The 18544-nt window shown below is 73.7% G+C and carries 15 protein-coding genes; 4 read left to right on the top strand and 11 right to left on the bottom strand.

Translation table 11 applies throughout. The annotated features are described in order from the left end of the window. The first annotated feature begins 820 nt into the window (after positions 1-820). On the top strand, positions 821-1819 hold the full coding sequence (trpS, locus tag ABZY31_RS09790) for a tryptophan--tRNA ligase (RefSeq protein WP_356406812.1): 999 nt from the start codon (positions 821-823) through the stop codon (positions 1817-1819). A 72-nt stretch (positions 1820-1891) separates the two neighbouring features. Here the strand turns inward: trpS and proC are convergent, their stop codons facing one another. The 6 genes from proC to ABZY31_RS09760 form a co-directional block, all read right to left on the bottom strand. Continuing rightward, a complete protein-coding gene (gene proC / locus ABZY31_RS09785; protein WP_356406810.1) occupies positions 1892-2701 on the bottom strand; it encodes a pyrroline-5-carboxylate reductase in 810 nt (269 codons plus the stop codon). A gap of 22 nt (positions 2702-2723) precedes the next feature. Further along, entirely contained in the window at positions 2724-3461 is a 738-nt protein-coding gene (locus ABZY31_RS09780; protein ID WP_356406807.1) for an ABC transporter permease, read from the bottom strand. Then, the gene (locus ABZY31_RS09775; protein WP_356406804.1) at positions 3458-4372 is read right to left on the bottom strand and encodes an ABC transporter ATP-binding protein; all 915 of its coding nucleotides are present in this window, start codon (positions 4370-4372) and stop codon (positions 3458-3460) included. Before ABZY31_RS09775 ends, ABZY31_RS09780 begins: the two co-directional genes overlap by 4 nt. Positions 4373-4441: 69 nt before the next feature. Further along, the gene (locus ABZY31_RS09770; RefSeq protein ID WP_356406801.1) at positions 4442-5515 is read right to left on the bottom strand and encodes a CPBP family intramembrane glutamic endopeptidase; all 1074 of its coding nucleotides are present in this window, start codon (positions 5513-5515) and stop codon (positions 4442-4444) included. A 10-nt stretch (positions 5516-5525) separates the two neighbouring features. After that, positions 5526-5978: a hypothetical protein gene (locus ABZY31_RS09765; RefSeq protein ID WP_356406845.1), complete on the bottom strand. Its 453-nt coding sequence runs from the start codon at positions 5976-5978 to the stop codon at positions 5526-5528. Positions 5979-6175: 197 nt separating this feature from the next. Beyond that, entirely contained in the window at positions 6176-6487 is a 312-nt protein-coding gene (locus tag ABZY31_RS09760; protein WP_356406798.1) for a peptidase, read from the bottom strand. 126 nt (positions 6488-6613) lie between these two features. Here ABZY31_RS09760 and ABZY31_RS09755 point away from each other — a divergent pair, with 126 nt between their 5' ends. Continuing rightward, positions 6614-8818, top strand: a complete 2205-nt coding sequence (locus ABZY31_RS09755) for a serine/threonine-protein kinase (RefSeq protein ID WP_356406795.1) — start codon at positions 6614-6616, stop codon at positions 8816-8818. Positions 8819-9317: 499 nt separating this feature from the next. Here the strand turns inward: ABZY31_RS09755 and ilvD are convergent, their stop codons facing one another. The 4 genes from ilvD to ABZY31_RS09735 all read right to left on the bottom strand — a co-directional run bounded on the left by ilvD (position 9318) and on the right by ABZY31_RS09735 (position 14087). Further along, on the bottom strand, positions 9318-11168 hold the full coding sequence (gene ilvD / locus ABZY31_RS09750) for a dihydroxy-acid dehydratase (RefSeq protein WP_356406792.1): 1851 nt from the start codon (positions 11166-11168) through the stop codon (positions 9318-9320). Between the two features lie 144 nt (positions 11169-11312). Then, entirely contained in the window at positions 11313-11939 is a 627-nt protein-coding gene (locus ABZY31_RS09745; protein ID WP_356406789.1) for a TetR family transcriptional regulator, read from the bottom strand. Then, positions 11936-12826, bottom strand: coding sequence for a sugar phosphate isomerase/epimerase (locus ABZY31_RS09740; protein WP_356406786.1), 891 nt, complete (start codon positions 12824-12826; stop codon positions 11936-11938). The genes ABZY31_RS09745 and ABZY31_RS09740 overlap by 4 nt, the downstream gene beginning before the upstream one ends. 331 nt (positions 12827-13157) lie before the next feature. Next, positions 13158-14087: a Ppx/GppA phosphatase family protein gene (locus ABZY31_RS09735; protein WP_356406783.1), complete on the bottom strand. Its 930-nt coding sequence runs from the start codon at positions 14085-14087 to the stop codon at positions 13158-13160. A 62-nt stretch (positions 14088-14149) separates the two neighbouring features. On the opposite strand from ABZY31_RS09735, the gene ABZY31_RS09730 reads away from it, so the two are divergent. After that, positions 14150-15046 (top strand): hypothetical protein, encoded by an 897-nt coding sequence (locus ABZY31_RS09730; protein ID WP_356406781.1) that lies wholly within the window; start codon positions 14150-14152, stop codon positions 15044-15046. A gap of 11 nt (positions 15047-15057) precedes the next feature. Here the strand turns inward: ABZY31_RS09730 and ABZY31_RS09725 are convergent, their stop codons facing one another. Next, a complete protein-coding gene (locus tag ABZY31_RS09725) occupies positions 15058-16815 on the bottom strand; it encodes a hypothetical protein (protein WP_356406779.1) in 1758 nt (585 codons plus the stop codon). 182 nt (positions 16816-16997) lie between these two features. On the opposite strand from ABZY31_RS09725, the gene radA reads away from it, so the two are divergent. Next, positions 16998-18407, top strand: coding sequence for a DNA repair protein RadA (gene radA / locus ABZY31_RS09720; RefSeq protein WP_356406776.1), 1410 nt, complete (start codon positions 16998-17000; stop codon positions 18405-18407). Positions 18408-18544: the final 137 nt, after the last annotated feature.

The raw sequence follows: 18544 nt of genomic DNA, 5'->3' as shown, positions 1-18544 counted from the left end.
TATGGCCGACCGTCCACTGCGTCCTCGCTGTTGTGGTTGCCTGCAAGCACCCGAAGGCCTCACAGGTCTTTTTCAAAGGAACCTCATCCACCGAAGTGGACGGGGTATCAACTTCTGGCGTTGATTTTTGGCACGCTGTTGAGTTCTCAAGGAACGGACGCTTCCTTCGTACTCACCCTCGCGGGTTTTCCTCCGGGCTTCGTTCTTCGTTTCCGACTCTATCAGACTCTCTCGTGTCCGATTCCCGGTCGAAGCGGGATCCTGCTTTTCGCTTTCCAGGTTTCCGCTTTCGCGTTTCCCTTTCCGGCGAGTCCGACTCTATCAGATCCTTTCGGGCCTGACTCCCAGTCAGTTGGGCTTGTCTTCGCGGCCCTTGAGCCGTTCCGACGAGGTGAGACAGTAGCGGATTCCTTGCCCCCGGCCTAATCGGCGGGGGTGCCACTCGGGCACGGTTTCCTCATTCGCAAATACGCATGAAAACGAGACGACAACGTACGTCGCTTCGTTCGAATGTGTAGGGGCGGATGGCTGTCCGGGGGACCGACCGGGGTCGGCAGCTCACTTCGGACAACTCGAAGAACCTTACGGATGACGCACGGGCGTGTCAACCCCTGTGTGGCCCTACCCGCTGCGGGTGCCGGTGCGTACGCTGGGGACATGACTACGCATCTGCTCAGCCTCGGCTGGTGGGCCGCCTGACGGCGGCCGACCTTCCACGCGCGCACTGATGCGTTCACGGCCGCCGCTTCCGGCGGCCGTTCTTGTTTCTCCCCGCCCGGGGGTGGCTCGGTCGCCGACGGTGGCAGAGGAGAACAAGGACATGACGAGGATCTTCAGCGGGGTCAAGCCGACCGGTCACCTGACGCTGGGCAACTACCTGGGCGCCGTACGGCAGTGGGTCGAGGTCGCTCAGCACGAGGCAGAGGCCGTCTTCTGCGTCGTCGACCTGCACGCCCTCACCGTGGAGCACGATCCGGCGCGGGTGCGCAGGCTGAGCAGGCAGGCCGCGACCCTGTTCCTCGCCTCCGGGCTCGATCCGCAGCGGTGCACCCTGTTCATGCAGAGCCACGTCGCCGAACACACCCGCCTGTCCTACCTGCTGGAGTGCACGGCCACCGACGGCGAGCTGCGGCGCATGATCCAGTACAAGGAGAAGGCGGCCAAGGCGCAGGCAGCGGGGGACGGCGTACGGCTGTCGCTGCTCACCTATCCCGTGCTGATGGCCGCCGACATCCTGGCCTACGCCGCGGACGAGGTGCCGGTCGGTGAGGACCAGGCGCAGCACGTCGAGCTGACCCGGGACCTGGCCGTGCGCTTCAACCAGCGGTACGGGCACACCTTCACCGTGCCGAAGGCGACCCTCCCGGCCGTCGCGGCGCGGGTCATGGACCTCCAGGACCCGCGGTCCAAGATGGGCAAGTCCCACGAGAGCGGGGCGGGGATCGTCTACCTGCTGGACGAGCCGGCCGCGATCACCAAGAAGGTGATGCGCGCGGTGACCGACAGCGGGGACGGCGGGGTCCTCTACGACCGGGCGACGCGGCCGGGGGTGGCGAACCTGCTCGACGTGCTCGCCGCGTGTACCGGTGGCGATCCGGCGGCGCTGGCCGACGGCTACCAGGGCTACGGGGCGCTGAAGCGGGACGTGGCCGAGGCCGTGGTGGAGCTGCTGCGCCCCGTGCGGGAGCGGCACGCGGAGCTGGCGGCCGATCCGGGCGCGGTGGAGTCGGTGCTGCGCGCGGGCGCAGAGCGGGCCCGGGCGCTGGCGACGCCGGTGGTGGACCGGGCGTACGAGGCCATCGGGCTGCTCGCGCCCTGAAGGGGAGCCGCGCGGGGGCCCGCCGGGTGGGCGGGCTCCCGTACGTCCTGCGTGCGTGTGCGCGTACGGGCGTCAGCTGTTGCCGGTGGCCAGCTCGCGGCTGCGGTCGCGGGCCGCTTCGAGGGCAGCGATGAGGGCCGCCCGTACGCCGTGCTTCTCCAGCTCGACGATCGCGTTGATCGTGGTGCCGGCCGGGGAGGTGACGGCTTCGCGGAGCTTGACGGGGTGTTCGCCGCTGTCGCGGAGCATGACGGCGGCGCCGACGGCGGCCTGCACGATCAGCTCGGCGGCCTGGGCGCGGGGCAGCCCGAGGAGGATGCCCGCGTCGGTCATGGCTTCGACGAGGAAGTAGAAGTACGCCGGACCCGAGCCGGAGAGGGCGGTGGCGGCGTCCTGCTGGGACTCGGGGACGCGCAGGGTCTTGCCGACTCCGCCGAAGATCTCCTCGGTGTGGGCGAGGTGGGCACCGGTGGCGTGGCTGCCGGCCGAGATGACGGACATGGCCTCGTCGACGAGGGCGGGGGTGTTCGTCATGACGCGGACGACGGGGGTGCCGGGGGCGAGCCGGTCCTCGAAGAAGGAGGTCGGGATGCCCGCGGCGCCGCTGATGACCAGGCGGTCCGCCGGGACGTGCGGGGCGAGCTCTTCGAGGAGCTTGCCCATGTCCTGCGGCTTGACCGTGAGGATCAGGGTGTCGGCGCGCTTGGCGGCCTCGGCGTTGCTGACGGCCTCGACGCCGTAGCGGGTGCGGAGTTCCTCGGCGCGTTCGGGGCGGCGGGCCGTGACGAGGAGCTTCGAGGCGGGCCAGCCGCCTCGGATCATCCCGCTGAGGAGGGCCTCACCGATCTTGCCGGTACCGAGAACGGCGACTGTCTGGGTCATGTCCTCATCTTTGCACCCGGGCTCAGGGGGTGCGGCGGCGCAGGGTGGCCGCGCCGAGGGCGAGGACGAGCAGGGCGCAGGCGGCGACGACGGTCGCGTCGCGGACGAAGTCGGCGGTCATGTCGGTGTGGGTGAGGACCTGGGTCATGCCGTCGACCGCGTAGGACATCGGCAGCACGTCGGAGACGGCTTCGAGGACCGGCTGCATCGTGTCGCGGGGTGCGAAGAGTCCGCACAGGAGCAGTTGGGGGAAGATCACGGCCGGCATGAACTGGACGGCCTGGAACTCGGAGGCGGCGAAGGCGGAGACGAAGAGGCCGAGCGCGGTGCCGAGGAGGGCGTCGAGGAGCGCGACCAGGAGCAGCAGCCAGGGCGAGCCGACGACGTCGAGGCCGAGGAGCCAGAGGGCGAGGCCGGTGGCGAGCAGGGACTGGACGACGGCCACGGCGCCGAAGGCGAGGGCGTAGCCGCCGATCAGGTCGCCCTTGCCCAGGGGCATGGCGAGGAGGCGTTCGAGCGTGCCGGAGGTGCGCTCGCGCAGGGTCGCGATGGAGGTCACCAGGAACATCGTGATGAGGGGGAAGATCCCGAGGAGTGACGCGCCGATGCTGTCGAAGGTGCGGGGGCTGCCGTCGAAGACGAAGCGCAGCAGGGTCAGCATCAGGACGGGCACGAGGAGCATGAGCGCGATGGAGCGCGGGTCGTGGCGGAGCTGGCGCAGGACGCGCAGGGCGGTGGCGGTGGTGCGGGCGGCGTTCATCGGGTCTCGCTCTCCCCCGGGGCGGTGGCCCGGACGTGGGTCACGGCGTCGGCCTGGATGGTGGCCCGGGTGCGGGGCCGGGCGTCGGCTTGGGCGTCGGTTTCGGCATCGGCCTGGGCGTTGGCCTCGTCGACGAGGTGCAGGAAGCCCTCTTCGACGGTGTCGGCGTGGGTACGGGCGCGCAGCGCGTCTGGGGTGTCCTGGGCGAGGATCCGGTCCTCGCGCATGAGGAGCAGGTCGTGGCAGCGCTCGGCCTCGTCCATGACGTGGGAGGAGACGAGGAGGGTGGCGCCGCGGGTGTCGGCGAGGGTGTGGAAGAGGGCCCAGAGGTCGCGGCGCAGGACGGGGTCGAGGCCGACGGTCGGTTCGTCGAGGACGAGCAGCTCGGGGGTGCCGAGCAGGGCGACGGCGAGGGAGACGCGGCTGCGCTGGCCACCGGAGAGGTTTCCGGCGAGGGCGTCGGCGCGGCTGGTGAGGTCCACGTCGGCGATGGCGCGGGCGACGTCGGCGCGGCGGCGGTCGGCGGCGGCCCGGCCGGGGTCGAGGACGGCGGCGAAGTAGTCCAGGTTCTGCCGGACGGTGAGGTCGTCGTAGACGGAGGGCGCCTGGGTGACGTAACCGATGCGGGAGCGCAGTCCGGGGTTGCCCGCGGGGCGGCCGAGGACCTCCAGGGTGCCGGTGACCTGGGCCTGGGTGCCGACGACGGCGCGCATGAGGGTGGATTTCCCGCAGCCGGAGGGGCCGAGGAGGCCGGTGATCCGGCCGCGGGGGACGTCGAAGCCGATGCCGTGGAGGACCGTGCGGGGGCTGCGGCCGGTGCCGCGGCGGACGGTGAGGCCGTGGGCGTGCACGGCGGGGGCGGGCACGGACGAGGTGGTGGCCGCGGCTTCGTCCGCCGATTTATTCATCATGTGATGAATAATGCTCCCGGGGGTGCCGGTCGTCAACCACCCCGGCAGGTGCGGGAGGAGAAGGGGAGGTCAGGGCGAGACGGTGGCGATCTTGCGGCGGTCGGCCAGCCGGACGACGAGCAGGCAGTAGAGCGGGGTCGCGACGAGTTCGAGGGCGAGGGCCTGCCAGGGCGCGTCGGCGGCAGTGCCCTCGGCCCCGAGGTCGCCCGCGAGGGCGTCGAGGGTGAAGGCCAGCAGGTTGTTCACCATGTGGTGCGCGATGGCGGCCTCCAGGCCGCCGGTGCGCAGGGTGAGCCAGGCGTACCAGGCGGCGGAGTAGAGCAGCAGGGCGAAGCCGGACCACTGGCCGAAGCCGTGGCCCAGCGCGAAGAGGACGGAGCCGACGGCGATGCCCGCCCACGGGCTGCGCAGGTGCGCACCGAAGGCCTGCAGGATCCAGCCGCGGAAGAGGTACTCCTCCGCGGCGGCCTGGAAGGGGACGAGCAGCCACACCACGGCGAGGCCGAGCAGGAGCGCGGGCCAGGCGGGCGGGTCGAAGAAGTCGGCGGGTCCGTCGGGGCCGTCGCCACCGGTCACGGGCAGCAGCCAGACGAGCAGCGCGATGTCGGCGGCGAGCACGGGCAGGGCGAGCCCGGCGCAGCGCGCCAGCCAGCCGAGGCGCAGCCGCCCGGTGACCGACGAGATCGTGCCGGCCGGGCGGCGCTGGATCCGGCGCACGACGAGGAGTACGGCGGGTATCGCGAGGGCGAGGCTGAGCAGGCCGAGGGCGACCTCGGCGGCCGGGTCCACGAAGATCGCCCCGCTGTCGGCGTCGCCGGCCGGTATGCCCAGCACCGTCACGAGCACGAGCGCGAGGACGAACAGCGCGACCATGCCGACGACGACCGCGGCGAGGAGCAGCGCGGTGCCGCCCAGCTCCCGCCGCAGGCGCTGCCCGCCGTTGCGGGCCAGGGCGGCGTACGGCGAACCGGCGGGTGCGGCGAACGGACCGGCTTGCGCCGGAACCGGGTACGGGTGGGGGTACGGGTACGGGTGCGTGCGGGCCCCGGGGTGGGGCGGGGGCGGTACGGACGGGGGGCCCGGGAGCGGCTCGGGGTGCGGGCCCGGGGCGGAGGTCTCGGGCGTGGGGGTGGAGCCGCTCATGTGTCGCTTCCTACTTCTTCTTGCGCTTGGGGCGGCGGGCCGCGGGGTTTCCGGTACGGGCGCCCCGGCGGCGGGTGAAATCGGCGCGGGCGCGCTCGTACTCGGCGCGGGCGAGCTTCTCACCGGGTGCCTCGACGAGGCAGCGCAGGAAGTACGCGATCAGGCCGCCGATGAAACCGATGGCTTTGAGCCCCTTGAGCGAGGCCTCGTCCGAGGAGGGCGCGGGGCGGCGGCGGAAGGACTCCCAAGCCTTGGCAAAGGCGATGGAACTCGCGATCGCGAAGAGGACGACGACCGAGATGCTGAGGAACGGGCCGACGTTGCCGATCTGCAGGCCCTCGTACGCGAAGCGCAGCAGGAAGGCCGCAACGACGGCGGCCAGCAGCGAGGCGACCGCCATGCCCGCGCGGCGCAGGTGGTAGCCCTGGTCGTGCGCGACCCAGCTGGTGCCGAAGAAGAGGATCGGCTCGGGCCGGGGGCCCTCGGCGGCGGGCTGTTCGGCGCCGCCGCCCGGGTGCCGTCCGCCGGCTCGTTCGCCGTCTCGCCCGTCGGTTCGTTCGTCGTCTCGTTCGTCGCTCACAGCGGCGATTATCCCCCGCCGGGGCGGCCCGGCGGGGTGCGTCTCACGTGGCAGACGAGGGGCGGCCCGGGGTGGAACGGCTAACCGCAGTGGGTGGCGACGTAGCCGTCGCTGCCGGTCTTCACGTATGCGTCCGCGACGTAGAGGCCGTTGCCGATGCAATCCCAGATGTTCGAGGTGCCGTAGGGGCCGGAGACCGTCGTGCCCGGCGTCTGGCAGTCGATCTTCACCCAGGCGTCGTACGGAAGGACCTTCTTGACCGGGTATCCGGTGCCCGGGCCGCTGCGGACGTTGACCCGCGTGTCGGGCGCCACCGGGAACGTCAGGTACCCGCCGTCCCCGGATTCCGCGGTGATGGTTTCCACCGCGTCCGCTGCCTCGTCAACCGCCATGCCGCTCTCCCCCATTGGCTGAAAATGACCGCTACCGGGCCATCACGCCCGGCAACTCGCGGAGGATAGCAGCCCCTTACGGAATCGCACGCACCGTCGACTAGGCTCCCGCGGGGGTGATGGGCGATGCGATCGCTGCGCGCTGAGCAGTCCGGGTTTCCGGAGTACGCCGGGCTGTACCGGCTGGAATCCGTGCTTGGTTCCGGCGGCATGGGCGTCGTGCATCTGGCCACTTCCGCGTCCGGGCTGAAGCTCGCCGTGAAGATCGTGCACGCGCAGCACGCGGTCGATCCCGAGTTCCGCGCCCGCTTCCAGCAGGAGGTCGCCGCGGCCCGGCGGGTGAGCGGTGCGTTCACCGCGCCCGTCGTCGACGCCGACCCCGATGCCGAACGGCCGTGGATGGCCACCCTGTTCATCGACGCGCCGACGCTCGCCGAGCGGGTGCGCGAGCGGGTGCTGGACCCGGCCGAGGTCGGGCGGCTCGGCGCCGGGCTGGCGGAGGCGCTGCGCGACATCCACCGGGCCGGGGTGGTCCACCGGGACCTCAAGCCGAGCAACGTCCTGATGGCGCCGGACGGGCCGAAGGTCATCGACTTCGGGATCTCGCGGCCGTACGACAGCGATCTGCGGACCGAGACCGGGAAGCTGATCGGGACCCCGCCCTTCATGGCGCCGGAGCAGTTCCAGCGGCCGCGCGACGTGGGGCCCGCCGCGGACGTCTTCGCGATGGGGGCGCTGCTGGTGCACGCGGCCACCGGGCACGGGCCGTTCGACTCCGAGAGCCCGTACATCGTGGCGTACCAGGTGGTGCACAACGAGCCCGACCTCAGCGGGGTGCCGCAAGAGCTGGCGCCGCTGATCGCGCGCTGCCTGGCGAAGGACCCGGCCGCGCGGCCGACCGCCGACGAGCTGATCGCCGTACTGCGCTCGGCCGCCTATCCGACGAACGAGGACACGCGGGCGTTCATACCGCGGCCGCGGCTGCGGCTGCCGGGGGCGGACCCGGTGGCGGAGCCGGTCACGCACCGGCGGGACGGGCTGCCGGGCGGGATGCCCGCGCCGGTGGACGTGGCCGGTGACCCCGCCGGCGACGAGCCTGGCGGTACGGATCGGCGTGCGGGGCGGCGGTCGCGGGCGCGGTGGCGGGTCGCCGCCGTGCTGGGAGCCGGGCTGCTGGTGGCCGGCGGGGCGGTCGGCGGGTACGCGCAGTTCCGGGAGGACCCGGCCGCGGCGGTCGCCGGCCACCGGGACGGGCAGCCGAACGGGCTCGGGACCGCGGCCGGGACCGGGGCCGCGCGGATCGTGCCGTGGTCGGTGTCCCCCGGTGCGCCCGGGGCCGCCCGGCGGATCCCGGCCTGCGGCTGGATGTCGGACGCGCTCTACTGCTCCGCGCCCGGGCTCGCGGCGGTGCGGCTCGACCCGGCGACGGGCTCGGTGCGGTGGTCGGTGGCCGGGGTCACGGGGCCCGCGGACCCGGCGCCCTTCCCCGGGGGCGGGTCCCTGCTCGTGTACCTGTCCGGCAGCCATCTGCTCCAGGCGCTCGATCCCGCGACCGGTGCGCAGCGGTGGAAGGCCGACACCCCGCGCGGGGCGGACCTCGTACCGGCGGGTGCGCTGGTACTGATCGCCGCCGCCGACGGGCAGGTCACGGCGCGGGACGCGGCGACCGGCGCCGTGCGCTGGACGAAGCGGCCGGCGGGTGCGGGCGCCGGGGCGCAGCTGATGGCGTCGGCGGACGGTGCGCAGGTGTACGCCGTCACGCCCGCGGGGGACGGTGCCTCGACGCAGGTGGCGGCCCTCGCCGCGGCCGACGGCAGCGCCCTCTGGCAGCACCGGGCGGCCGGGCTGCTGGAACCGGTGGGGGTGGCGGACGGGGCGCTGCACCTGCTGGCGGGGGACGGGATGGCGACGGGCGCGGTGGTACGGATCGACCTGCGCACCCGGGTCGAGCGGCGGACCCTGCTCCCGACGACCTTGCCGCAGGCGCAGGCCGGGGTGGGCGGGGACGGGACGGTGTACGTCTTCGGGAGCGGCGGTGCGTTGGCTGCCGTGGGCGCGGAGCGGGAGGTGTGGCGGCTGGAGACGGCCGCGAGCCAGGGGTCGCGGCCGGTGGTGGCGGACGGGCGCGTCCACCTCATGGCCGCGGACGGGCGGCTGCTGGCGGTGGACGCGGTGCGGGGGCGGCTCGTGGGGCAGACCGCTCCGCGGATGGCTACGGGGGCGCACACCTTTGTGCCGGTGCGGCCTGCGCCGGTGGTGGCGGGTGGGCGCGTCTTCGGCTGCGCGCCGGACGGTTCCGTCTTCGCCACCGACCCCGGCCCGTGGCGCTAGCCCCGCGACCCCCCTCCGGGGGCCACCCTCCGGGGGCGCCTCAAACGCCGGCGGGGCTGGGTATGGCCCCCGGGCCAGCGCCTTGCAGCCGCGCCAGCTGGACTGGGTACGGCCCCTGGGCCACGGCTTTGCGGCCGCGCCGGCTGGGACGGAGTGGCCCGCCACCCCAAGCCCGCCCGGCGATTGAGGGCCCGCCGGAGGCGACGGCAACCCGCATGCGCATGAGCGCAGACCGACATCAGCCCTCGGCCCTCTGGGGGCGCCTCAAACGCCGGCGGGGCTGGGGATGACCCCCGGGCCAGGGGGCTCGCGGCCGCCGACGGGGCTGGGTAGGACCCCTGGGCCAGGCCTGCAGCGCTGGGTGTGGCCCCTGGGCCACTTCAAGCCGCCCGGCGATTGAGGGCCCGCCGGAGGCGACGGCAGCGCACGCGCGGGTGCGCCGGGCGGTCGCATGAGCCCGCCCGGCGGTTGAGGGCGCGCGCGCCGGGCGGGTGGGGGGTCAGCCCAGGAGGGAGACGTCTCGGACGGCGCCCTTGTCGGCGCTGGTGGCCATGGCGGCGTAGGCACGCAGGGCCGCCGAGACCTTGCGCTCACGGTTCTTCGGGGCGTACACCCCGCCGAGGGCCTCGCGGCGGGCCGCCAGGGTCTCGTCCGTCACCAGGAGGTCGATCGAGCGGTTCGGGATGTCGATCCGGATCCGGTCGCCGTCCTCGATGAGGGCGATGGCGCCGCCCGAGGCCGCCTCCGGGGAGGCGTGGCCGATGGAGAGGCCGGACGTACCGCCGGAGAAGCGCCCGTCGGTGATCAGCGCGCAGGACTTGCCGAGGCCGCGGCCCTTGAGGAAGGACGTCGGGTAGAGCATCTCCTGCATGCCGGGACCGCCGCGCGGACCCTCGTAGCGGATGACGACGACGTCACCCGGCTTGATCTCCTTGCGCAGGATCTTGTCGACGGCCTCGTCCTGCGATTCGCAGACCACGGCCGGGCCCTCGAAGGTCCAGATCGACTCGTCGACGCCCGCCGTCTTGACGACGCAGCCGTCCACGGCGATGTTGCCGTGCAGGACGGCGAGCCCGCCGTCCTTGGAGTAGGCGTGCTCGACGGAGCGGATGCAGCCGCCCTCGGCGTCGAGGTCGAGGGTGTCCCAGCGCTCGGACTGCGAGAAGGCGGTCGCGGAGCGGACGCAGCCGGGGGCCGCGTGCCACAGCTCGACCGACTCCTCGGAGGCGGTGCCGCTGCGCACGTCCCAGGTGCCGAGCCACTCCTCGATGGTGGCCGAGTGCACGGTGTGGACGTCCTTGTTGAGGAGCCCGCCGCGGTACAGCTCGCCGAGGATGGCGGGGATGCCGCCGGCCCGGTGGATGTCCTCCATGTAGTACGTGCCGCCGGGCGCCACGTTCGGCGCGACCTTGGCGAGGCACGGGACGCGCAGCGAGACCTCGTTGATGTCCTTGAGGTCGTAATCCAGGCCCGCTTCCTGCGCCGCGGCCAGCAGGTGCAGGATCGTGTTGGTGGAGCCGCCCATGGCGATGTCGAGGGCCATGGCGTTCTCGAAGGCCTCGCGCGTGGCGATGGAGCGCGGCAGGACCGAGTGGTCGTCCTGCTCGTAGTGGCGCTTGGTGATCTCGACGATCGTCCGGCCCGCGTTCTCGTACAGCGCCTTGCGGGCGGTGTGCGTGGCCAGGACGGAGCCGTTGCCGGGGAGGGCGAGGCCGATGGCCTCGGCGAGGCAGTTCATCGAGTTGGCGGTGAACATGCCGGAACACGAGCCGCAGGTGGGACAGGCGTTCTCCTCGATGCGCAGGACGTCTTCGTCGGAGACGTTCTCGTTCGAGGCGTCGACCATCGCGTCGATGAGGTCGAGCTTGCGGACGGTGCCGTCGACGAGGGTGGCCTGACCGGCCTCCATCGGGCCGCCGGAGACGAAGACGACCGGGATGTTGAGGCGCATGGCGGCCATCAGCATGCCCGGGGTGATCTTGTCGCAGTTCGAGATGCAGATCAGGGCGTCGGCGCAGTGCGCTTCCACCATGTACTCGACCGAGTCCGCGATGAGGTCGCGGGAGGGGAGGGAGTACAGCATGCCGCCGTGGCCCATCGCGATGCCGTCGTCCACCGCGATCGTGTTGAACTCGCGCGGAATGGCGCCCGCTGCCAGGATCGCGTCGGAGACGATCCGGCCGACCGGGGCGAGGTGGGTGTGCCCGGGGACGAACTCCGTGAAGGAGTTGGCGACCGCGATGATCGGCTTGCCGATGTCGGCGCTCGCTACGCCCGACGCCCGCATAAGGGCGCGCGCGCCCGCCATGTTGCGGCCGTGGGTGACGGTGCGGGACCTCAGCTCGGGCATCGGGTTCACTCCCCATAGGTGGCGCTCGGATGGGCGCTCGGACGGCGCTCACACAGCACCGGTCAGAGACGACTGGCTCAGATTACGAGGCTACGCCTGCCGCCCGGGATCCGGACAGGGTGTCCGTATGCCGGGACGAGGGATTCACGCCTCGGTCAGGTACCGCTGGAGGGTGGGCGCGACCAGCGTGACGATGTCCTCCGGGTCGGCGGAGGCGAGGGGCTCGACCTGGACGACGTACCGCAGCAGGGCGATGCCCACCATGTGCGAGGCGGCCAGCTCGGCACGGAAGGTGGGGTCGGGGACGTCGAGGTCGGCCGCGACCCGCTCCAGGACCCGGCGCAGGATGAGGCGGCGCAGCACCTTCGCCGCGGCCTCGTGGGTCAGCGCGGAGCGGATCACCGCCAGCAGCGGGGCGCGGGAGACGGGGTTCTCCCAGATGCCCAGGAAGTAGCGGGCGAGGCGCTCGCCGATGCCGTCGGGGCCCTCGCCGACGATGGCCGGGACCACGAGGGCGGGTTCCATGCTCATCTCGATCGCGGCGGCGAAGAGGTCGTCCTTGGTCCCGAAGTAGTGGTGGACCAGCGCCGGGTCCACGCCCGCGGCCTTGGCGATGCCGCGTACGGACGTCTTGTCGTAGCCCCGTTCGGCGAACTCGGAGCGGGCGGCGAGGCGGATCCGCTCCTGGGTGCCGGGGCCGTCGCCGGCCTCGTCCTGGCGGGGGCGGCCGGGGCCGCGGCGCTTCGCGCGTCCCTCGGGGGCGTCCGTCATCGGCGCGGGGCCCTGGTGGCGGGGCCGGGGGTGGGGCCCGGAGTGGAGCCGGTGCCGGTGGCCGTGCCGGTGCCGGTGGCCGTGCCGGCGCTGGCCAGGTGCAGGCGGGTGAAGGCGAGGGCCTCGGCGAGGTCCGCCTCGCGCTCGGCGGCGGACATGGCGCGGCGGGTGTTGACCTCGATGACGACGTGGCCGTCGAAGCCGGTACGGGCGAGGCGGTCCAACAGTTCGGCGCACGGCTGGGTGCCGCGGCCGGGGACGAGGTGCTCGTCCTTGGCGGAGCCGTTTCCGTCGGCGAGGTGGACGTGGGCCAGGCGCTCGCCCATCCGGTCGACCATCGCGGTGGCGTCGGTGCGGGCGGTCGCGGTGTGGGACAGGTCGACGGTGAAGTGCCGGTAGTCGTCCTTGGTGACGTCCCACTCGGGGGCGTACGCGAGCATCTCGCGGTCGCGGTAGCGCCAGGGGTACATGTTCTCGACCGCGAAACGGACGTCGGTCTCGTCCGCCATCCGCCAGATGCCGGAGACGAAATCGCGGGAGTACTGGCGCTGCCAGCGGAAGGGGGGGTGGACGACGACCGTGCTCGCGCCGAGCTTTTCGGCTGCCGCCTGGGCGCGCTGGAGCTTGGTCCACGGGTCGGTGGACCAGACGCGCTGCGTGATGAGGAGGCAGGGGGCGTGGATCGCGAGGATCGGGACGCCGTGGTGGTCGGAGAGGCGGCGCAGGGCCTCGATGTCCTGGCTGACGGGGTCCGTCCAGACCATCACCTCTACGCCGTCGTAGCCGAGGCGTGCGGCGATCTCGAAGGCGGTCGCCGTGGACTCCGGGTAGACGGAGGCGGTGGAGAGGGCGACTTTCGCGTCCGGGATGCGCACTGGTTCTGCCACGGGGACAGGGTACGGGGGCGCGGCCCCCGCCCCCCGCACCGGGCTCCGCCCGGACCCGGGCCGCCGCGGGGTGCCGCGGGGGCGGCTGGTGCGGCTGTGCCCTCAAGCGCCGGGCGGGCTTATTGTGCCTCCGGCGGGCCCTCAAACGCCGGGCGGCTGGATTTGGCCGGGGCTGGGCGGGCTGGGTTTCTGCCCCGCGGGCCGTCGGCGCCTTCGGCGTCGCCCTCAAAGGCCGGGCGGGCTGGATTTGGCCGGGGCTGGGCGGGCTGGATTTGGCCGGGGCACATCCAGCCCCGCCGGCGTTTGAGGCGCCCCCGCAGGGGTCGGCGGGTCAGGTGGGGAGGTGGTCCAGGCGGCGGAGGATGATGCCCTCGCGGAGGGCCCAGGGGCAGATTTCGAGGTCCTCTATACCGAAGAGGTCCATGGCGGCTTCGGCGACCATCGCCCCGGCCAGCAGCTGCGCCGCGCGCCCCTCCGAGACGCCGGGAAGGGCGGCCCGCTGGGTCGTGGTCATCTCCGCGAGCCGCGGCAGCCATTCCGTCAGGGACTTGCGGGTCAGCCCCCGCGGCACGAACAGGCCGTCCGCCGAGCGCGCCGCGCCCGCGATCCGGGCCAGCTGCCGGAAGGTCTTGGAGGTGGCCACGACGTGGTCCGGCGCGCCCGAGCGGCTGAATTCGCCGACCGTCCGCGCGATCTCGGCCCGTACGTGCCGGCGCAGGGCCCGTATGTCCGCCGGGTCCGGCGGGTCCCCCGGCAGCCAGCCCGAGGTGAGGCGCCCCGCGCCCAGCGGCAGGGACACCGCGGTGTCGGGGTCCTCGTCGATGCCGGAGGCGATCTCCAGGGAGCCGCCGCCGATGTCGAGCACCATCAGCTTGCCCGCCGACCAGCCGAACCAGCGGCGTACGGCGAGGAACGTCAGCCGGGCCTCGTCCGCGCCGCTGAGGACCTGGAGGTCGACGCCGGTCTCCTCGCGGACCCGGGTCAGCACCTCCTCGGCGTTCGCCGCCTCCCGCACCGCGCTGGTGGCGAAGGGCAGGACGTCCTCGCAGCCCTTGTCCTCGGCCGCCTGCGCCGCGCCCGCGATCACCGCGACGAGCCGCTCCACGCCCTCGGCGCTCACCGCGCCGTGCTCGTCGAGCAGCTCCGCCAGCCGCAGTTCGACCTTGTGGGAGTGGGCCGGCTGGGGGCGCGCGCCGGGGTGCGCGTCCACCACCAGCAGGTGGATCGTGTTCGAACCCACGTCTAGGACACCGAGTCTCATGCGCGAAACGCTACTGGGCCGCAGGCGTAGGCGTGACGTAAGGGCGGCTTAGGCTTGGGTTTGTGCCCAATACGAAGAAGGCCGGCAAGAGCGGGACCAAGAAGACCGGCAAGACGAGCGTGGCGGACGAGGTCGGGCTCGACTTCGCCCGGGCCTGGGTCGAGTTCCCCGATCCGGCCGACGACGAGCAGGTCTTCCGCTGCGACCTGACCTGGCTCACCTCCCGCTGGACCTGCATTTTCGGCAGCGGCTGCCAGGGCATCCAGGCGGGGCGCGCGGACGACGGCTGCTGCACGCTCGGCGCGCACTTCTCCGACGAGGACGACGAGAAGCGGGTCGCCGAGAACGTGGCGCGGCTGACGCCGGACCTGTGGCAGTTCCACGATGTGGGCACCGAGTCCGGCTGGGTCCAGAAGGACGAGGACGGCGAGCGGCAGACCCGGCGGTGGGAGGGGTCGTGCATCTTCCAGAACCGGCCCGGGTTCCCGGCGGGCGCGGGCTGCTCGCTGCACATCCTGGCGCTGCGGGAGGGCCGCGAACCGCTGGAGACGAAGCCGGACGTGTGCTGGCAGCTGCCGGTGCGGCGGACGTACGAGTGGATCGACCGGCCGGACGACACACGGGTGCTCCAGGTGTCGATCGGCGAGTACGACCGCCGCGGCTGGGGCCCGGGCGGCCACGACCTGCACTGGTGGTGCACCTCGGCGACGTCCGCGCACGGCGCGGGTGACCCGGTGTACGTGACCTACCGGCCGGAGCTGACGGAGCTGATGGGCAAGGAGGGCTACGCGGCGCTGGCGGCCCTGTGCGAGGCGCGGCTGGCGTCCCTGCTGCCGATGGCCCCGCACCCCGCCGACCCGCCGGTCGTGGACGTGACGCAGCGGGCCGGGGCGACGCGGGCCGAGAAGCCGCGCGTCGAGAAGCCGCAGGTCAAGGGGAAGCCGGCCAAGGGGAAGTAGGGCGGGATAGGTCAGGAGGACGGCGACGGCCCGGGGTCCGGGGGCGGGGAAACCGGTCCCTGCGACGCGGTCGGCGTCGGCGTGGGGGTCGGTGTCGGCGTGGGTGTGGGCGTCGGGGTCGGGGTCGGCGTCGGTGTGGGGGGCGTCGGCGTCGGGTCCGTCGGCGGCGTCTGGCTGGGCTGCGGGGCCGGGCGGCCGCGGCCGGAGACCGAGATCACGGCCCCGCTCGGGTCCACGCCGACCCGGGCGGTCCAGGCGCCCACCGGCTGCGCGTCGGGGTCCACGACGATCCGCAGGGTGACCGATTCTCCTGGGGCCAGGGTGCCCGCGGTGCGGCTCGCGCGGAGCCAGGGCGCGTCGGTCCAGAGCCGCCATTCGACGGGGGCGCCGCCGGAGGCGGTGAGCAGGAGCAGGGTGACCGCCGCGCGGGAGCCCGCGGTGACGGTGAGGCGGCCCGGGGAGCCGGGCTGGGCGGGGCTCGGCGGGGCGCCGCTGCTGATCACCTTCACGGAGACGTCCGATACCTCGTCGCCCTCGGTGAAGCGGGGCTCGGCGCCGGTGGTGCGGGTGTTGCCCGCGTTCTCGTAGGCGGCGTAGGGGTGGCCGTCCGCGTGGGGCGGGATCTGTAGGTCGCCGGCGGAGATGCGGGTGCTGGCGTTGCCGGCCGGCTCGCCGGTGCTGGGGGCGTCCCGGTATGCGGCCCAGAGGGCCAGGACCGGGGCCGCGACCACGGTGGCGACCACGGTGGTGGTGACCGCGCGGGCCCGGATCCGCTCGCGGCGGGCGGCGCGGTCCTTGGGGTCGAGGGGGAAACCGGTCCGGGCGAAGCGCGGGGCTCCCGCGCGGCCGCGGACCCGGGCGGACCGCAGCATCGCGGTGCGCACCCCCGTCCGGGGGGCCGGGACGAGCGGGAGGGCGCCCGCGGCGACCCCGCCGGAGCCGGGCCAGGGGGCGGCCGCGCCGACGCGTTCGGCGACGCGGCGGCAGAGCGGGCAGTCGTCGACGTGGCGGACGAGTTCGGCCCGCAGAGTGCTGGAGAGCAGCACCTGGCTGTCGCCGGTGAGCCGGGAGACGGCGGGGCAGTTGCCGCTCTCGACGACGGCGAGGGCGGCGCGGGTGCGTTCGACCTCGCAGGCGGCGCCGGTGAGCAGGTCGCGGGCGGCGGTGGCCGGGGTGCCGAGGACGGCGGCGAGTTCGCTGACGGTCAGCCGGTGGCGGACGGCAAGTTCGAGGGCCTCGCGCTGCTCGGGGGTGGTCCCGGCGGCCTCGGGCCAGGCGAGGCGGGCCAGCTCGGTACGGCGGTACGCGGTGACGTCGAGCCCGTCGGCCGGTCCGGCGGGCTCCCCGGCGGGGAGCTGCGGATCCGCCTCGGGGGGCGTGCCGGGGTGGTCCGCACCCGGCGCACGGCCGGTCGCGGTGTGCTCCGGCGTACGCCGTGCGGTGTGCGCCCCCGCGGGGGCGTGCCGGGCGCGCCGCTGCTCGGACAGCCTGCGCAGACAGCCCCACCGGGCCAGCGCGTACAGCCAGGCCCGGCGGTCGCCTTCGTCCGGGCAGCGGCCCGGATTCCGCTCGGCCACGGCCAGGACCTCGCCCAGCACGTCGGTGGCGCTGTCGTGGTCGCAGAGGACGGACAGGCAATAGGTGAACAGGCCGTCCAGGTAGGGCTCGTGGCGGAAGGAGGGCGGCTGCTCCCCTTCGGAGGGAGTGCGCCCGTGCGCCCGGTGTGCGCCGGTGCGTGTCGTGGGGGTTCCGTGGTTGCTGCTGTTCACCTCGTGACCGTAGGCGGCGCACCGGCGAGGGCCCGGAAGCCTTCGGCACTTTTAGCCCTTACGGGTGAAGAGATCGTGTCGTTGCTGACGGCGGCCCTGACGCCGGTAGCAACGGCGGTCCGGGTGGGGGCCGGGCGGCGGTCCGGGCCGGGCTGTCGGTGGCGGCCGTTACCGTTGGCGCCATGGCAGCAGCCCGTACATCCCGTTCATCCGCCAAGGACCGGCCGTCCTACCGCTGTACCGAATGCGGCTGGACCACCGCGAAGTGGCTCGGCCGGTGCCCCGAGTGCCAGGCCTGGGGGACGGTCGAGGAGACGGGCGCGCCCGCCGTACGGACCACCGCGGCCGGCCGCGTGTCCACCGCCGCCGTCCCCATCGGTCAGGTCGACGGCCGCCAGGCGACGGCCCGCTCCACCGGCGTCGACGAACTGGACCGGGTGCTCGGCGGCGGTCTCGTCCCCGGCGCCGTGGTGCTGCTCGCCGGGGAGCCCGGCGTCGGCAAGTCCACGCTCCTCCTGGACGTCGCCGCGAAGGCCGCGAGCGACGAACACCGCACCCTCTACGTGACGGGCGAGGAATCGGCCAGCCAGGTGCGGCTGCGCGCCGACCGGATCGGCGCGATCGACGACCACCTCTACCTCGCGGCCGAGACCGACCTGTCGGCGGTGCTCGGACACCTGGACGCGGTCAAGCCGTCGCTGCTGATCCTCGACTCCGTACAGACGATCGCCTCCCCCGAGATCGACGGCGCGCCCGGTGGCATGGCCCAGGTCCGCGAGGTCGCGGGGGCGCTGATCCGCGCGTCCAAGGAGCGCGGGATGTCCACGCTGCTCGTCGGGCACGTCACCAAGGACGGCGCGATCGCCGGACCGCGGCTGCTGGAGCACCTCGTCGACGTGGTGCTCAGCTTCGAGGGTGACCGGCACGCGCGGCTGCGCCTCGTCCGCGGCATCAAGAACCGGTACGGCACCACCGACGAGGTCGGCTGCTTCGAACTGCACGACGAGGGGATCACCGGGCTCGCCGACCCGAGCGGCCTGTTCCTGACCCGGCGCGCGGAGGCGGTGCCGGGCACCTGCCTGACGGTGACGCTGGAGGGCAAGCGGCCGCTGGTCGCCGAGGTGCAGGCGCTGACCGTCGACTCGCAGATCCCCTCGCCCCGGCGGACCACCTCCGGGCTGGAGACCTCCCGGGTCTCGATGATGCTGGCCGTACTGGAGCAGCGCGGCCGGATCACCGCGCTCGGCAAGCGGGACATCTACACCGCGACCGTCGGCGGGGTGAAGCTGACCGAGCCGGCCGCCGACCTGGCCGTGGCGCTGGCCCTCGCCTCGGCCGCCAGCGACGTACCGCTGCCGAAGAACCTGGTCGCGATCGGGGAGGTCGGGCTGGCCGGTGAGGTGCGGCGGGTGACGGGCGTACAGCGCAGGCTCGCCGAGGCGCACCGGCTCGGCTTCACCCACGCCCTGGTCCCCTCCGATCCGGGCCGGGTGCCCGCGGGGATGAAGGTCATCGAGGTGGCCGACATGGGGGACGCGCTGCGGGTGCTGCCGCGCGGCCGGAGCCGGACGCCCGCCAAGAGCGAGGCCTGACGGGGGCGTAAGGCGCTGGTCAGGGGGCCCGTCCGGGGCCCGCTGAGGACCGTAGTGGCCAAGCCACGGCGGGGGTGTGGCGCGCGCCGGTAGACTTTGTGCTGGTCCGCCCGGCCGTACGCACTCCCCTGTGCCCG

Source organism: Streptomyces sp. NPDC006529 (assembly GCF_040611795.1).
GTDB lineage: Bacteria > Actinomycetota > Actinomycetes > Streptomycetales > Streptomycetaceae > Streptomyces.
This window is presented reverse-complemented; position numbering and strand designations above follow the sequence as displayed.

Bases quoted from the DNA above. Each gene is read 5' to 3' on its own strand.
- trpS (WP_356406812.1), top strand. From the start codon at position 821: ATGACGAGGATCTTCAGCGGGGTCAAGCCGACCGGTCACCTGACGCTG.
- ABZY31_RS09760 (WP_356406798.1), bottom strand. From the start codon at position 6,487: ATGGCGGTTGACGAGGCAGCGGACGCGGTGGAAACCATCACCGCGGAA.
- ABZY31_RS09735 (WP_356406783.1), bottom strand. From the start codon at position 14,087: ATGAGACTCGGTGTCCTAGACGTGGGTTCGAACACGATCCACCTGCTG.
- ABZY31_RS09745 (WP_356406789.1), bottom strand. From the start codon at position 11,939: ATGACGGACGCCCCCGAGGGACGCGCGAAGCGCCGCGGCCCCGGCCGC.
- ABZY31_RS09775 (WP_356406804.1), bottom strand. From the start codon at position 4,372: ATGATGAATAAATCGGCGGACGAAGCCGCGGCCACCACCTCGTCCGTG.
- ABZY31_RS09770 (WP_356406801.1), bottom strand. From the start codon at position 5,515: ATGAGCGGCTCCACCCCCACGCCCGAGACCTCCGCCCCGGGCCCGCAC.
- ABZY31_RS09755 (WP_356406795.1), top strand. From the start codon at position 6,614: ATGCGATCGCTGCGCGCTGAGCAGTCCGGGTTTCCGGAGTACGCCGGG.
- ilvD (WP_356406792.1), bottom strand. From the start codon at position 11,168: ATGCCCGAGCTGAGGTCCCGCACCGTCACCCACGGCCGCAACATGGCG.
- proC (WP_356406810.1), bottom strand. From the start codon at position 2,701: ATGACCCAGACAGTCGCCGTTCTCGGTACCGGCAAGATCGGTGAGGCC.
- ABZY31_RS09780 (WP_356406807.1), bottom strand. From the start codon at position 3,461: ATGAACGCCGCCCGCACCACCGCCACCGCCCTGCGCGTCCTGCGCCAG.
- radA (WP_356406776.1), top strand. From the start codon at position 16,998: ATGGCAGCAGCCCGTACATCCCGTTCATCCGCCAAGGACCGGCCGTCC.